The sequence below is a fragment of the Lichenicola sp. GTC18331 genome (assembly GCF_055386855.1).
This window is the reverse complement of sequence record NZ_AP045015.1, coordinates 2,475,739-2,490,328: the sequence shown is the minus strand read 5'-3', so window position 1 is coordinate 2,490,328 and position 14,590 is coordinate 2,475,739. Positions and strand designations below refer to the sequence as shown.

The window sequence follows — 14,590 nt, the reverse complement described above, 5'->3', positions numbered from 1 at the left end:
TTGTTCAGCAAACTCAATGCTGTTCGTATGATAAATAACACCACCCGGAAAACCAGCAGGGTATTTTTTTGTCTGTTGTAGCATCGTTACTTCTTCTTTTTATGCCCAGGATTTGCTACTCACCGGACTGGCCGGATCCTGATCGAAGTTGCCCAATCATTAACGAATTTCGCCTCTATCGCCGTCCTTTTGCCACCCACGAGCATCACATCGTCGGCAGTACCATTGACCCACTTCCCATCGACAAAGACTTCGTACTGACGATCTGCCAGCGGAGCTCCCTTGTTCAGCCCGCGAATGCCTGCCTCATAGCTATTCGCCAGATCGCCGGATGGCTTCGTGCCAGTCACGGCAACCGCCTTTGTCGTCTCGAACGTCGTGCAGCTGCGGCAAGACGCTCTCCCTCCGCACCGACCTCGGCGGCGTGCACGACGTCCGCCGTCGCCGTCAGTCCCTTGATCTCGGGGGCTGCAACCATTTGCGCCGCCCCGACGACCGCTTCGCCCGCCTCGCCGCCGATGAACTCCGGCAGTCTCCCCGCCGCCTCGGCAGACCGGGCCTCGGTGACCAGCTGTTCGGCCCGGCCTTTCATCCCGTCGCCGATTGCCATCGCGGTGCCGACCGGATGCTGAACGGCGTTAGACACGGCATCCGCACCCCTGCGAGCCATCGTCACGGCATAGGCATTCGCCTGCGCGACCAGCGGATCGCCGGAACCATTCCTGGCAAGGTGGTAGAAATAACGGCCGGCGTCCCGGAGCGCATGCGCCGTTCCCGTGACGATCTGCTCCAGCGCGGCGGAGGAACTTTCCTCTTCGGCGTTTAGGTCGCGCCTCACGAAGCGCACGGCGTTTCCCAAAGGCGTACCGTTCGCGGGCTGCTCCGTTCGGTTTGTCGTGCCGCCGGCAATCGGCGCAATGGCCGGAGGTGCGACCGACGCCACCACGCCGGACGGCGGAGATACAGGACCGCTCTGTCTGGAACCGGTTGCCGCCGTCGACTGGCCGCGCGGCGCATGATCCAGCGACGCCGTGAACGCGCCGATATCCCCGCCCGGCGGCATGGCGCCCACGCCCGAGGCGCGCCAGCAGGGCGGCGGGAACGGCTTGCGCCGCACCGGGCGCGCCGCCGTCGCAGGCTCGTGGGCACGGGCCGAATCCGGGTGGCCGGGCGGCACCAGCCCGTGCTGCAACGCCATCGCCGCCGTGACCGTGATCGTGGTCTCGAACGGCATCGAGATCGTGTCAGGCGACAGCGGATCGGGCCCGTGCAGGGGTTCCGACGGCAATGCCACAGCGTGCGCCGCACTGGCGGCGAGATAATCGGCGTAGGCCGGGTGGTCCGGGTGCACCGGCTCTTAGCCGACGCCGGTCAGGAGCGCGAAGCTGACGGTCAGATCGGCCTGGAACTCGCTCGAGAGGTCGTCGAAGCGTGGCGTCCGGGGCGGTGGCGGCGGTTCGGATCCGTCCAGCAGCCGCGCCGTGCCGTGAAACACTGCCGGCAAACGCACCTGGCCCGCCGACGATCCGAACCGACCCAATCCGACATGCCGCCTCCACACAGGGGGCGGCATCATAGGATGTCCCAACGCGACCGATGCGGTGTCGATACGATCCCCTCAGCGGGCGAGCCAGGATGGCTCCGGTTCGCGTGGTTGAACGCTTTCCGCGTCCAGCTCCGTCACGCCGCACGCCCGCAGGAAGTCGGCAACGGCGTCGAACCGTTTCGGATCGCGCGTCGGATCGGCCGCGTCGCCGTGTGGCACCCAGATCAGCGTGTCGAACCGCGCACGCGTCAGGAGAACGCGGTAGGTGTTCAGCCGCCAGGCGATCTTGTCCGGATCGCGCGCTGTCTGCCAACGCGTGCCGCGGAAGGAGCGCACCTCCCAGCCGTTGGCGCCGTGTACGAGATCGCCGTCCCAGCACAACCCGACCTGGTCCAGTTCGAGTCCCTGCACGGAGAACTGCGTCGCCACCAGTTCCAGTGCGTCGGACGCGCGCACGTCGCGGTCGCGGACCCAACTGTCCAGAAACCAACGCGCCACCGCGTCCGCATCCATGTGCGGAACCTCGCAACCAAGCCCTTCTGCGCGCAGACGACGCGCACCGGCGCTGGCGACCAGTCCGGCGCGATGCCGGTTTCCGGCCCGCCGGCGCAGACCGGCGCGCAACGCGGCCAGATCGCGGGTGAGATGGAACGGCACTGGTCCTGCGGTCTGAATCACCGCGCGCGCACCATCGGCGTCGCCGCGCAGGACGCAATCCACCCAACGTGGCGCTGCATCATGTCGAAGCGTACGCACCGGCACATCCAGATGCAGGGAAGGCTCGATCTCAAGCCGGGGCAGTCTGGCAAGACGGTTGCGCGGCTCCGGCGCATCAAGAGTGGCCTCAGCCGCAACCACGCACCACTCTGGACGCTCCGCCAGCGCCTCGCTCCAGGTCGCCAGACCGCCCTCGCCGTCATGGATCTCCTGTCCATTGCCGATCAAGCAGAGAATAGCGGCGAAGCCGTCGTGACGCGCCATGATGTCGAGCAGATGCGCCGGCTCCGAGCGGTGCAGCGGCACCGACTTATCGCGCGTGCGCGCCACGGCATGCGCCTCGGTCCAGGACCGTTGTGCCTCGTCGATCACCACCACGCGTTCGGGCGGGGTATGACCGCTGCGAACACCGTCGTCGCGAAACTTCGGCAGGGCCTGGATCACGCCCTCCATGCGGTGCCGCGCGGCGCGCCGTTCGGCCGCCGTCGAGGCCACACTGCGCACCAGCGCTTCGCGCAGAACATGCACCAGGCTCGGATTGCCGGTCAGAAAAGCGGCGCGCGCAGTCTCGTCACCGGAAAAAGCGGCATTCAGGCCGCACAGCGTCTTACCGGCGCCGGGAATGCCGGTGACAAAGCAGATCAGCTTGGTTCCGGCATGTTTGGCCTGCACCAGAAGCGCGTTGATCCGGTCCGTGGTGGTGGACAGATTATGTGCATCGGCGCGCATCGTCAGCAGGTCGGCGACGTCGTGCCGCATGAAGAGATGACAGGCGGCGTCGATGATGTTGGGTACGGGCCTGTAGGCGGCATACTCCCAGCCTGCCCGATCCAGCACCCGGCCTCCCAGGGGCGGCGCGCGATGTAGAACCTGGATCAGCGCCGCGAGGCTGCGGTCATTGGCTTCCATGACCGGAGCGGCGCCACACAGGAGAAACGGCAGATCGGCGCTCGGACGGTCGGCATTCGTCGCAACCAGAATCGGCAGGATCGGATGTCGGCGCGAGCCGTCATGAAAATCCTGCAGGTCCAGTGCATAGCTTTCCAGTTGCACCCTGTCGGCCGGATCGAACCGATCCGCGCCGACCTTGAACTCCATAATGATAATGGCGTGCGGCAACAGAAGAACGGTGTCGATCCGTCCGCTCAGGCGTGGAATTTCGAACTCGAAAAGGACCGTCACCGCAGAGGGATCGTCGAACCCACGGCACACGATCTTCAATTGCCGGATCTGGTGCTGCCAGGCTCGCAGTTGCGCGTGTTCGTTGATGCGGTGCCGCCCCAGGGCACGGCGCGCCAACGCGGCCAGGATCGCCTCATCCGGCGTGCGCAGCAGGCTCAGCCCATTGCCGGACCACCAGGCCGGCATGGACGGCATGTCAGGCGGACAGCCCGCCTAACTCCTCGGCATCCAGCACATGCACGTGCAACCGCATCGCCTCGTCATGCGCGCGGCGCGTCATCGGCGCGGGCGTCGCCAGAACGGTCACATGCGCGCGCGCCTGCTGCCCCATCGCCGCCACCGCGCGGATCATGTCCGGCGTGATGGTCGTGTCGCCGGCCTGGCAGCGCACGGCGAGAACGGCGTCCTTCCGACGGGCCAGAATGTCGGGCGCGCCGTCCCGCGTCGCGCTCGCCGCGAAGCTGGGCTGGACGGTCCAGCCGCCGCCCTCCAGAACCTCGATGCAGCCACGCCGAAACGCCTGCGGCGTCGGTTCGGGCGACAGCCCGGCCTGCGGATGCGGGACGGCGCTGGCCAGCGGATCGACATAACGATCCTCCTTCTGCCAATCCGCGTCTTCCACATGGGCGAAGCGGCGTTGCTGCCGCGCGATCATCACGGCGGCGGCGATCAGACCCAGCAAGGCCAGCACCACGATCACGGCCAGGATCGAGATGCCCGAGGAGCCATGTGTCTCCGGCCTGGCCGCGTCCGACACCGGCGGCATCGCAGCGGCCTGCGTCGGCGCAACCGTCGGCTCGGCCTTCGGCGCCGGGGGCGGCGTAACGGCCGGTGGCGTCGGCGTCGCAGCGACCGGGGGAGTCGCCGGAACGGGCGAAAGCGTCGCGACAGACGGCGTCGGCGTCGTGATCACGTCGGGTGCCGGCGACGCCGTGGTCGCGGCTTGAGGCGGAGCCGCAGAGGGTTGCGGCGGCGTGGTGGCGGCAGGAGCAGGCGAGGGCTCGGCGGGAGACGTTTGTGCGGACGGGGCCGCCGGGCCTGGCGCGGCAGGCTCGGTCGTCACGGCAGGGGGCGACGCCGGAACGGCGTCGGGCATGGGAGCCGGTGTCGCCGCGGTCCCGGCAGCCGGCGCTTCCGGCGCCGTGGCGGCCGGTGCGGGCGCCTCCTCCGCGATCTCCTTCAGATCGGAAGACTGCGCATAGACCGGAGGCGTGTCGCCCCGGGCATCCGGCGCCTTCACCAGCACCAGCGGCCCCTGGTGCAACAACACCTCCAGCGTCCCCGACGCCGGCAACAGCACGCAATGCCCGGTGCGGTGCACGTAATCGACCCATTTCCGGTTGCGCAGACGGCCGTCGGGAATCGCCAGCGCCGTGGTCGCACGTGGGTCCACGCAGCCGTAGACCGCGCGTTTCGGCTGCACCATCGGCGCCGCCACAGCCGGAACGGCGCAACCGATCGACACCAGAATCGCCGCCGGAACCACATGTCTCATGGAAACCAATCCCCCCTGATCCTCCGACGCCCGGGACGCCGGTTCGTTCCGATCTCTGCACGAGAAGCTGTCGGAATCGAGGCGGATGCGTCGGGCCGCACGGTCGCACACCGCTCCCGGCACCGGAACCCGGTGCGTGGCCGCCCTTTGACCGCCCGGACGCGGACGGGCAAACAGACGCCGTTTCCCCCGATCGCGGAGCTGCTCCGATGTCCAAACCCGTTCTGGTGACCGGCGCCACCGGCTTCGTGGGGTCGGCCGTCGCCCGCACCCTGCTCGCACGCGGCCATGCGCTCCGCCTGCTGGCCCGCCCGAACGGCGACCGGCGCAACGTCGACGGGCTCGACGCGGAGCTGGTGGAAGGCGACCTGACCGATCCGGCCAGCATGCGGCGCGCGCTCGAAGGCTGCAGCGCCCTGTTCCACGTCGCCGCCGATTACCGCCTCTGGGTGCCGGACCCGGAGGCGATGATGCGCGCCAACGTCGAGGGCACGCGCGCGCTGATGATCGCGGCGCAGGAGGCCGGCGTCGAACGCATCGTATACTGCTCGTCCGTGGCGGCGCTCGGCCTCGTCGGCGACGGCACGGTGGCGAACGAACTCACCCCCGTGCACGAAGACAAGATCGTCGGCGTCTACAAGCTCAGCAAATACCGCGCCGAACAGGCGGTGCTGTCCCTCGTCCGCGACCGGCGCCTGCCCGCCGTGATCGTCAATCCGAGCACGCCGATCGGCCCGCGCGACGTCAAGCCCACCCCCACGGGCGCAATGATCCGCGACGCCGCCGCCGGACGCATGCCGGCCTATGTCGATAGCGGCCTCAATCTCGTGCATGTGGACGATGTCGCCGAAGGCCACGCCCTCGCCTTCGAGCGCGGCCAGATCGGCGAACGCTACATCCTCGGCGGCGAGGACCGCTCTCTCAAGGACCTGTTCGGTCTGGTCAGCGACATCGCCGGGGTGAAGGCGCCGCGCATCGAACTGCCGCGCCAGCTGCTCTACCCCGTCGCCGTCGCGTCCGAGATCCTGGCCCGCCGCGCCGGGATCGAACCGCGCGTCACACGCGACACGCTGGCGATGAGCAAGAAGAAGATGTTCTTCTCCTCCGACAAGGCCAAACAGGCGCTCGGCTATGCGCCCCGCCCGGCCCGGGAAGCGGTGCGCGACGCCGTGAACTGGTTCCGCGCCAACGGGATGATCTGAGCGCCGTGCTACTTCTTGCCGTCACCACCCTGCTGATCTGGTGCTGGTTGATCCTGTTCCACGGACGGTTCTGGCAGGCCGGCCCGGTGCTGCGCCCGGTCGCCCCGGACCCGGCGACGCCTTGGCCGCCGGTGCAGATCGTGATCCCGGCCCGCGACGAGGCGGAAGGCGTCGAAGCCTGCCTCCGCTCGCTTCTGGCGCAGGATTACCCCGGCGCGTTCCGCATCGTCCTGGTGGATGACCGCTCCACGGACGGCACCGGCGCCCTCGCCCGCGCGGTGGGCAACGGCTCGCCACGCCTGCTGGTGGTGGACGGCGCCGAACCGCCGGACTCCTGGAGCGGCAAGCTCTGGGCGGTGAACCAGGGCGTCTCGGCGGCGCTGGCCGCGCTGCCGGAGCCGAACGGCTACCTGCTGCTCTGCGACGCGGACATCATCCACGACCCGGCCCACCTCACCACGCTGGTCGCCAAGGCCGAGCGCGACCGGCTCGATCAGGTCTCGGAGATGGTGGAGCTGAGCACGATCAGCGCCGCCGAACGCGCTCTGGTCCCGGCCTTCGTGTTCTTCTTCCAGCTGCTCTACCCGTTCGCCCGGGTGAACGATCCCCGCGCGCGCACCGCCGCGGCCGCAGGCGGCACGGTGCTGATCCGCAAGGACGCGCTCGCCCGCATCGGCGGTATCGAAAGCCTGCGCGGCGCGCTGATCGACGACGTCACCCTGGCCACGCGGCTCAAGCGCGCCGGGGGACGCATCTGGCTCGGACACTCCATGCTGGCCCGCTCGGTCAGGCCCTATCCCGGCGCCGCCGATGTGTGGCGGATGGTCGCCCGCACCGCCTATGTGCAGCTGCGCTTCTCGCCCCTGCTGCTGCTGGGCACGGTGATCGGCATGGTGCTGGTCTGGCTGGCCCCGGTGCTGTGCCTGCTGTTCGCGCATGGCACGGCGCGCTGGATCGGGCTTGCCGCCTGGGTGCTGTCCACGGCCTCGTTCCTGCCGACGCTGCGCCGCTTCCGCCTGTCGCCGCTCTGGGCCCTGTTGCTGCCCTTGATCGGCCTGTTCTACACCGGGGCCACGATCGGCTCGGCGATCGATCACCACCGTGGACGCGGCGTGGTCTGGAAAAGCCGCGCCTATCGCGACCGCGAGAAAGGCAGAACCGTCGCATGACCGTCGCCGCCCCGCAGGCCAGCCTGGCCGAACGCGCGCCTCCCCCCACGCAGGCGGTCGAAATCGCCTCCGGCAAGAACAAGAACACCGAGAACTTTCCGGTCGGGTCCCTGCTGATCGCGCGACGCCTGCGGCCGCACGTCCACGCCTATTACAACTATGCCCGCGCCATCGACGACATCGCGGACAACGCCGTGTTGTCGCCGGAGGCCAAGATCGCCCGCCTCGATGCGATGGGCGCGCTGGTCTGCGGTAGAACCGCGGAACCCGGCCTCGTTTCGCCGGGGGAGGCCGCGATCGCAACACGTCTGCATCGGAGTCTCGGCGAAACCGGCGTCACCACCGCACGCGCCACCGACCTTCTGGTGGCGTTCCGGCGCGACTCCCAGGCGCCCCGCACCGCGACCCTGGCCGAACTGCTCGAATATTGCCGCTATTCCGCCAATCCGGTCGGGCTGTTCCTGCTCGACCTGCACGGCGAAGGCGCGGCCAGCCATGCCGCGTCGGATGCGCTCTGCACCGCGCTGCAGATCCTGAACCATCTCCAGGATTGCGGCGACGATCTGCGCGAGCTCGGCCGCTCCTACCTCCCCGGCGCGTGGCTGGCGGAAGAAGGCGAAACGGTGGAGAGCGTGCTCGCCCCGCGCTGCTCGCCCGGCCTGCGTCGCGTGATCGACCGTCTGCTGGACGAGGTGGACCGCCTGAACGGCATCGCTGCCGGGCTCGCCGGCCTGATCGCCGACCGGCGCATGCGCATGGAAGCCGCCGTGATCGTGTCCCTCTCGCAGCGCCTCGCCCGGCGTCTGCGGCGCAGCGACCCGCTGGCGCAGCGCGTGAAGCTGTCGCGCGGCGACATGGGCATGAGTTTGCTGCACAGCCTGAGGCACGTGTTCTGATGACGGACAACGCGCTCGGCTGCACCCAGGCCGATTTGGCCGGGGTGGAAGAGATCGTCCGCAAGGCCGGCACCTCGTTCGCGCGCGGCATGCGCGTGCTGCCGCCCGATCGCCGCTACGCCATGTATGCGATCTACGCCTTCTGCCGCCTGGTGGACGACGTGGCGGACGAGGAAAGTCCGCTCGCCGACCGCCTGCCCCGTCTCGATGCCTGGCGCGCCCGCATCGCCGGCCTTTATGCAGGGCGCACCGGAGACGCGCTCGACCGCGTGCTGCGCGCCGCCATCCGCCGCTATTCGCTGCGTCAGGCCGATTTCGACGCGGTGATCGACGGCATGCAGACCGATGCCGAGACCGTGGTGGTGGCGCCCAGCCCGGCCGAATACGATCTCTACTGCGACCGCGTCGCCTCCGCCGTCGGCCGCCTGTCCGTACGCGCCTTCGGCGACAGCTCGGCCGATGCCGACCGGGTCGCGCACCATCTCGGCCGGGCGCTGCAAACCACGAACATCCTACGCGATCTGGGCGAGGACGCCGAGCGCGGCCGGCTCTACCTCCCCGCCGACGTTCTGGACGCGCATGGCGTGCCGCACGACCCCGACGCGGCGCTTTCCTCGCCCGGCCTGCGCCCCGCCTGCCGCACCATGGCCGATCGCGCCGAGACGCATTTTCGCGAAGCCCGCGCCGCCATGCGACGCTGCAACCGGCGCGCCATGCGCCCGGCCCGCCTGATGGCGGCCAGCTACGCCGCCATTCTCGCCACGCTGCGCAAGGCGGATTGGCGGGAGCCGAGACGGCGCGTGTCGGTGCCGCTCTGGCGCAAGCTGCGAATCGCGGTCCGCGCGGCGATCCCGCTGTGAGCACCGTCCATGTGGTCGGCGGCGGTCTCGCCGGCATCGCCACCGCCCTGGCGCTGACAGCGCGCGGGCGTCGCGTCGCGCTCTACGAGGCAGGCCCAGCCTGCGGCGGGCGGGCGCGCTCCTACGAGGACAAGCAGCTCGGCTGCCGCATCGACAACGGCAACCACCTGCTGCTTTCCGCCAACGACACGGTGTTCCGCTATCTCGACGCGATCGGCGCGCGCGACACGCTGGTCGGGCCGGGCAAGCCGGTATTCCCGTTCCACGACCTCGCCGACGACTCCCATTGGAGCCTGCGCCTTTCGCGCGGACGCATTCCCTGGTGGGTGCTGAAACCGGGCAGCCGGGTTCCGGGCATGACGCTCGGCGAGATGAGCGGCCTCGTGCGACTGATGAATGCCGGCCCGCACGCCACGGTCTCGCAATGCCTGCGCCCCGGTGCCCTGGCCGACCGGCTGATGGTGCCGCTCGCCGTGTCCGTGCTGAACACGCGTCCCGAGACCGGCAGCGCCGCGCTGATGGGACGGGTGATGCGCGAAAGCATGGCCAAGGGCGGCGAAGCCTGCGTGCCCTGGTTCCCGGCGGAAGGCCTGTCGGAGAGCCTGATCGACCCGGCGCTGGCATTGCTGCGCCGCCGCGGCGCCGAGATCCGCACCGGCTGCCGCGTCGCCTCTCTGGAACCGGCCCAGGGCCGGGTCGGCGCGCTGATGCTGCCCGAAGGACGGCGCAATCTGGAACCGGGCGATTCCGTGGTGCTGGCAGTGCCGGCGCAAAGCGTGCGCGACGTGGCCGCCATCGTGCTGCCGGAGCTGCTCGTGCCGGACGAATTCGAAAGCATCCTCAATCTGCATTACCGCGCGGACGTGCTCGATCGCGTCACAGGCGACCTCAGGCGCGCCCGCTTCGCCGGCGTGGTCGGCGGCGTCACCGAATGGGTGTTCGTGAAGCCCGGCATCCTGTCGGTCACGGTCAGCGCCGCCAACCACCTGTCCGAGCGCGCCCCCGCCGAACTGGCCGAAACGATCTGGCGCGAAGTGCGCGCGGTGGTGCGGCCCTATCTGAAGCACGCCGATCGCGCGGTGCTGCCCGAGGCGGTGCCCCCGCACAGGCTGGTGCGCGAGAAGCGCGCCACCTTCGCCGCCACCCCGGCGCAGGAGAAACTGCGGCCCGAAAGCCGCACGCGTTTGAGCAACCTCGTGCTGGCAGGCGATTGGACCGCAACAGGCTTGCCGGCCACCATCGAAGGTGCCATGAGGTCCGGTCTGGCTGCGGCTGGAATTTTGTGCGCTGCACGAACGGGGTCGGTCGCGTTCCAGTCCTGACCCGGGCAAGCCGGGCGGGCCTTCTCGTCCTCCCGCACGCTGCCGCTTCGGATCGTCCCGGTCGGTTTTTCGCCGATCAGAACAGGAAGGAACACACCCCGTTGCTCACAACGACGCCGCGCTCGCCCGCTGCCGGGGAAAGGCTGGACGAAACCATCCGTCGCGCCCAGGCCGCTCTCGGCGCACGTCAGCGCGACGACGGCCACTGGGTGTTCGAACTCGAAGCCGACGCCACCATCCCGTCCGAATACATCCTGCTCGAGCATTATCTCGACCGGATCGATCCCGAGTTGCAGGAACGCCTCGCACGCTATCTGCGACGCATCCAGGGCGAGCATGGCGGCTGGCCGCTCTACTACAAGGGCCGGTTCGACCTGTCGGCGACGGTGAAGGCCTATTACGCGCTGAAAGCCGTCGGCGACGACATCGACGCGCCGCACATGGCCCGCGCCCGCGCCGCCATCCTGGACGCCGGCGGCGCCGAACGCGCCAACGTCTTCACCCGGTTCCAGCTCGCTTTGTTCGGCGAGATCCCCTGGCGCGGCACGCCCTGCATGCCGGTCGAGGTGGTGTTCTTCCCCAAGTGGTTCTTCTTCAACATCTGGAACATGGCGTACTGGTCGCGCACCGTGGTGGTGCCGCTGCTGGCGCTGGCGGCGATGCGTCCACGCGCGCGCAACCCGCGCGGCGTGCACGTACCCGAGCTGTTCCGGGACGATCCTTGGCGGATCACAGACTGGACGCGCGGGCCCTACCGCTCCGCCTGGGGTCCGGTCTTCGCCCGTCTCGATGCCTTCATCCGCCCGATCGAGGCGCAGATCCCCGGCTGGCTGCGCCGTCGCGCGATCCGGCGCGCCCGCGCCTTCATAGAGCCGCGTCTGAACGGTCTGGACGGGCTGGGCGCGATCTACCCCGCCATGGCCAACAGCGTGATGTTCTTCGACGCGCTCGGCATGTCGCCGGACGATCCGCGCGCCAAAACCGCCTGGGAGTCCGTGCGTGCGCTGCTGGTGAACTCCGACGACGCCGAGGGCGAGGCCTATTGCCAGCCCTGCGTGTCGCCGGTCTGGGATACCGGCCTCGCCAGCCACGCCATGGCCGAAGCCGCCGCCGCGATCGGCGGCGAGATGCACGCCGAGACCAAGCGCCGCCTGGACGACGCCGCTTCCTGGCTGCGCCCCAAGCAGATCCTCGACGTGGTCGGAGACTGGGCGGTGCGCCGCCCCGGCCTCAAGCCCGGCGGCTGGGCGTTCCAGTACAACAACCCGCACTACCCCGATGTGGACGACACCGCCGTGGTGGCGATGCTGCTGCACAGGCACGATGCCGAAGGCAATGCCGAGGCGCTGGAGCGTGCCAGGCACTGGGTGATCGGCATGCAGAGCACCAATGGCGGCTGGGGTGCGTTCGACATCGACAACGACCACGATGTTCTGAACCACATCCCGTTCGCCGATCACGGCGCGCTGCTCGACCCGCCCACGGCCGATGTCACGGCGCGCTGCCTGTCCATGCTGGCCCAGCTCGGCCACCCGGAAGACCGCCCCACCATCGAACGCGGCATCGCCTATCTGCGACGCGAACAGGAAGCCGACGGCTCCTGGTTCGGACGCTGGGGCACCAACTACATCTACGGCACATGGTCCGTGCTGTGCGCCCTCAACGCGGTCGGCATCGCCGAGGACGACCCGATGGTGTCGCGCGCGGTTGACTGGCTGATCTCGATCCAGCGCGAGGATGGCGGATGGGGCGAGGATTGCGCCACCTTCGAAGGCGCCGCCCCGGGCCGTTACAGCGAAAGCCTGCCTTCACAAACAGCCTGGGCGGTGATCGGCCTGATGGCCGCGGGACGGCGCGACCACCCGGCAGTGGCGCGCGGAATCGACTATCTCACCGCCACACAGGACGAGAACGGCGAATGGCAGGAGCAGCCCTACAACGCCGTGGGTTTCCCCCGCGTGTTCTATCTGCGCTACCACGGCTACCGCTTGTTCTTCCCGCTGCTCGCCCTGTCCCGCTTCAAGACGCTCCAGCAAAGCAACACCAAACGGGTCGCGTACGGGTTCTGAATCAGTGAAGGCCTCGATGGATCGTCTTGGCATTCTGGTGGGGCTGGAAAGAGAGGCACGCCTGGCACGGCGATTGGTGCCAGCCGAACGCGTCGGTATCAGCGGTGCGACGGAGACGGGCGCACAGATTGCTTTGGATCGTCTTTCGCGTGCCGGCGCCGCCCGATTTCTCAGCTTCGGCTTGGCCGGTGGCCTCGATCCCTCACTTGCCGCCGGAACCGTCATCATCCCTGACGCTGTCATGGTCGGTGAGGAGCGCCTCGAAACCGACCCCTCTCTGACCGCCCTGCTCCGTTCCGCAATTCCCGCCACCTCCACTCCGATCCTGCACAGCGCCGAGATTGTCGGCAGTCGCGAGCGGAAAAGATCGCTGCATCGATCGTCCGGATGTGCCGCCATCGACATGGAAAGCGGAATCGTGGCGCGTTCGGCAAAAGCCGCCGGGCATGGCTTTGCGGCTCTTCGGATCATTTGCGATACGTCAGAGCGGCAATTGCCACCGGCAGCCTGTCTGCCACTGGGGCCGGGCGGTCAAGTTCGCCTCCGAGAGGTCTTCTTCTCTGTGCTCCGTCAGCCTGGGCAGATCCCGGACCTGATCCGACTGGCATCCGACGTCTCGACGGCCCAACGCAGGATGCAAACTTGCATCGACACGTTGGCTCGTGAGACATAACAAAGAGAAGTGCGTCCTTCCCCGGTATTGGGTCATTTTTTGGATAGGCTGATGATGCCTCGATACAAGAACGTGATCATGACTCCATGCCGGTGGGAGACGTCATCCATCGTTGAATTTGTTAATTTCTATAAAGCGATTGGTTTCGACCATATATACATCTATTGCAACGATGATGAACCATTTAGTTTATATTCCACGCTCCTGCCATTCATAGACACGGACGCTCCATTCGTCACGTTCACCTATTTCGGCCTGCTCGGACAACACCGGCAGATGATGCTTCATTGGCTCACAAACTACCGGCACGAGGCCGAACGTGTCGCATTTTTTGACGCCGATGAATTCCTCAACATTGCCGATCAGAAGGGCATAAACGGGCTCCTGACGGGAGATCTTGCCGAGACAGATGTCCTGTACTTCCACTGGTCGACGTTCGGGCCAGGCGCTCATATCGTGCGACCAGAAGGCAGTGTTCTTCTCAATTATGAGAAACGAGAGGAAAGACTACACCCTTTCACGAAAATCCTCGTCAAAACAAATATATTCTCGAACGAGTGGCTCGCGACCAACCCTCTTCACGATCTGATGCACGGAAACAGCACCTATCTCGACCAATTCAAATGCCGCAACGTTCTCGGCAAGGACATGGCAGGTTACTACTCCACGTTTCCCGAAGGTGGTCAGGCCTATCTCGCATCTCCCGAGATCGACCAGAGAATGCGAAGCAGGGCGGTTCTCAACCATTACGCACTCCGCTCCGAGGCCGATTGCCGGCGGCGTCTCATGCGAGGTGTGGCTGGCGAATTTCACAGCCAGGGCATCTGGGACAGAATGCATGCGGACGGACATTATCGTGACGTCGCCGCAAGGACCTCAGCCGTAACCGATACGATCTTGTCGGATTTCTGGCGAAACCACCTCGAAGCCAGCATGCGTGGTGCAGTTTGTATCCCCACGCCATTGCAGAACGTCGCACGAGGCAAACTCGCCACACAGAGTTCGATCGGAAGCTGGTCTTGCGGAAAGACGCCGGAGGAGGATGCGTGCAATGCGGTGAACGGCAAGATTACGGGGAGATACCAGTTTCATACGGAGGTGGAAGATCGGCCTTGGTGGCAGGTCGACCTCGGTGATTTACACAATGTGCTGGAGATTCGGCTCTACAACAGACTGGACGTCGCGCGTGAGCGAGCACGGCATGTGGAATTGTGGTCCTCGAACGATGCCAGAAGTTGGACTCTCATCGAACGACGCACTTCGTCGGACGATTTCGGTGGTGCCGATGGAACGCCACATATCTGGCGGGGAAATGTCTCCCTACGTTACCTACGCATTCTCGTGCCGGAACGGACTTACTTCCACCTTGATCAGGTCGAGGTATACGGAGATGGCAATCGTTAGGACATTCTATACGGAGTTCTGATAAAGCTTTTGCAACCTCGTTCTCCAGGATAAC

13 protein-coding genes are annotated in these 14,590 nt (G+C 67.3%); 8 read left to right on the top strand and 5 right to left on the bottom strand.

Features of this window, described 5'->3' with window-relative positions:
* Positions 1-119 precede the first annotated feature (119 nt).
* The 5 genes from ACZ5BM_RS11360 to ACZ5BM_RS11340 all read right to left on the bottom strand — a co-directional run bounded on the left by ACZ5BM_RS11360 (position 120) and on the right by ACZ5BM_RS11340 (position 4,940).
* Positions 120-350 carry a hypothetical protein gene (locus ACZ5BM_RS11360; RefSeq protein ID WP_498908086.1) on the bottom strand — a complete coding sequence of 77 codons (231 nt, stop codon included), beginning with the start codon at positions 348-350 and terminating at the stop codon, positions 120-122.
* Positions 347-1,351 (bottom strand): hypothetical protein, encoded by a 1,005-nt coding sequence (locus tag ACZ5BM_RS11355; RefSeq protein WP_498908084.1) that lies wholly within the window; start codon positions 1,349-1,351, stop codon positions 347-349. Before ACZ5BM_RS11355 ends, ACZ5BM_RS11360 begins: the two co-directional genes overlap by 4 nt.
* Before the next feature lie 6 nt (positions 1,352-1,357).
* Positions 1,358-1,510 (bottom strand): hypothetical protein, encoded by a 153-nt coding sequence (locus ACZ5BM_RS11350; RefSeq protein ID WP_498908082.1) that lies wholly within the window; start codon positions 1,508-1,510, stop codon positions 1,358-1,360.
* Between the two features lie 108 nt (positions 1,511-1,618).
* A complete protein-coding gene (locus tag ACZ5BM_RS11345) occupies positions 1,619-3,640 on the bottom strand; it encodes a DNA/RNA helicase domain-containing protein (RefSeq protein ID WP_498908080.1) in 2,022 nt (673 codons plus the stop codon).
* A gap of 1 nt (position 3,641) precedes the next feature.
* A complete protein-coding gene (locus ACZ5BM_RS11340; RefSeq protein WP_498908079.1) occupies positions 3,642-4,940 on the bottom strand; it encodes a restriction endonuclease in 1,299 nt (432 codons plus the stop codon).
* A gap of 209 nt (positions 4,941-5,149) precedes the next feature.
* Here ACZ5BM_RS11340 and hpnA point away from each other — a divergent pair, with 209 nt between their 5' ends.
* The 8 genes from hpnA (at position 5,150) to ACZ5BM_RS11300 (ending at position 14,535) form a co-directional block, all read left to right on the top strand.
* The gene (gene hpnA, locus ACZ5BM_RS11335) at positions 5,150-6,142 is read left to right on the top strand and encodes an NAD-dependent epimerase/dehydratase family protein (protein WP_498908077.1); all 993 of its coding nucleotides are present in this window, start codon (positions 5,150-5,152) and stop codon (positions 6,140-6,142) included.
* A 5-nt stretch (positions 6,143-6,147) separates the two neighbouring features.
* A complete protein-coding gene (locus tag ACZ5BM_RS11330) occupies positions 6,148-7,311 on the top strand; it encodes a glycosyltransferase (RefSeq protein WP_498908075.1) in 1,164 nt (387 codons plus the stop codon).
* Positions 7,308-8,207 carry a squalene synthase HpnC gene (hpnC, locus tag ACZ5BM_RS11325; protein WP_498908073.1) on the top strand — a complete coding sequence of 300 codons (900 nt, stop codon included), beginning with the start codon at positions 7,308-7,310 and terminating at the stop codon, positions 8,205-8,207. The genes ACZ5BM_RS11330 and hpnC overlap by 4 nt, the downstream gene beginning before the upstream one ends.
* Positions 8,207-9,067 (top strand): isoprenoid biosynthesis enzyme family protein, encoded by an 861-nt coding sequence (gene hpnD / locus ACZ5BM_RS11320; protein ID WP_498908072.1) that lies wholly within the window; start codon positions 8,207-8,209, stop codon positions 9,065-9,067. The genes hpnC and hpnD overlap by 1 nt, the downstream gene beginning before the upstream one ends.
* Entirely contained in the window at positions 9,064-10,389 is a 1,326-nt protein-coding gene (gene hpnE / locus ACZ5BM_RS11315; RefSeq protein WP_498908071.1) for a hydroxysqualene dehydroxylase, read from the top strand. The genes hpnD and hpnE overlap by 4 nt, the downstream gene beginning before the upstream one ends.
* A gap of 101 nt (positions 10,390-10,490) precedes the next feature.
* Positions 10,491-12,458 (top strand): terpene cyclase/mutase family protein, encoded by a 1,968-nt coding sequence (gene shc / locus ACZ5BM_RS11310; protein WP_498908070.1) that lies wholly within the window; start codon positions 10,491-10,493, stop codon positions 12,456-12,458.
* Between the two features lie 16 nt (positions 12,459-12,474).
* A complete protein-coding gene (locus ACZ5BM_RS11305) occupies positions 12,475-13,131 on the top strand; it encodes a nucleoside phosphorylase-I family protein (protein WP_498908069.1) in 657 nt (218 codons plus the stop codon).
* A gap of 51 nt (positions 13,132-13,182) precedes the next feature.
* A complete protein-coding gene (locus tag ACZ5BM_RS11300; RefSeq protein WP_498908068.1) occupies positions 13,183-14,535 on the top strand; it encodes a discoidin domain-containing protein in 1,353 nt (450 codons plus the stop codon).
* The last annotated feature ends 55 nt before the right edge of the window (positions 14,536-14,590 follow it).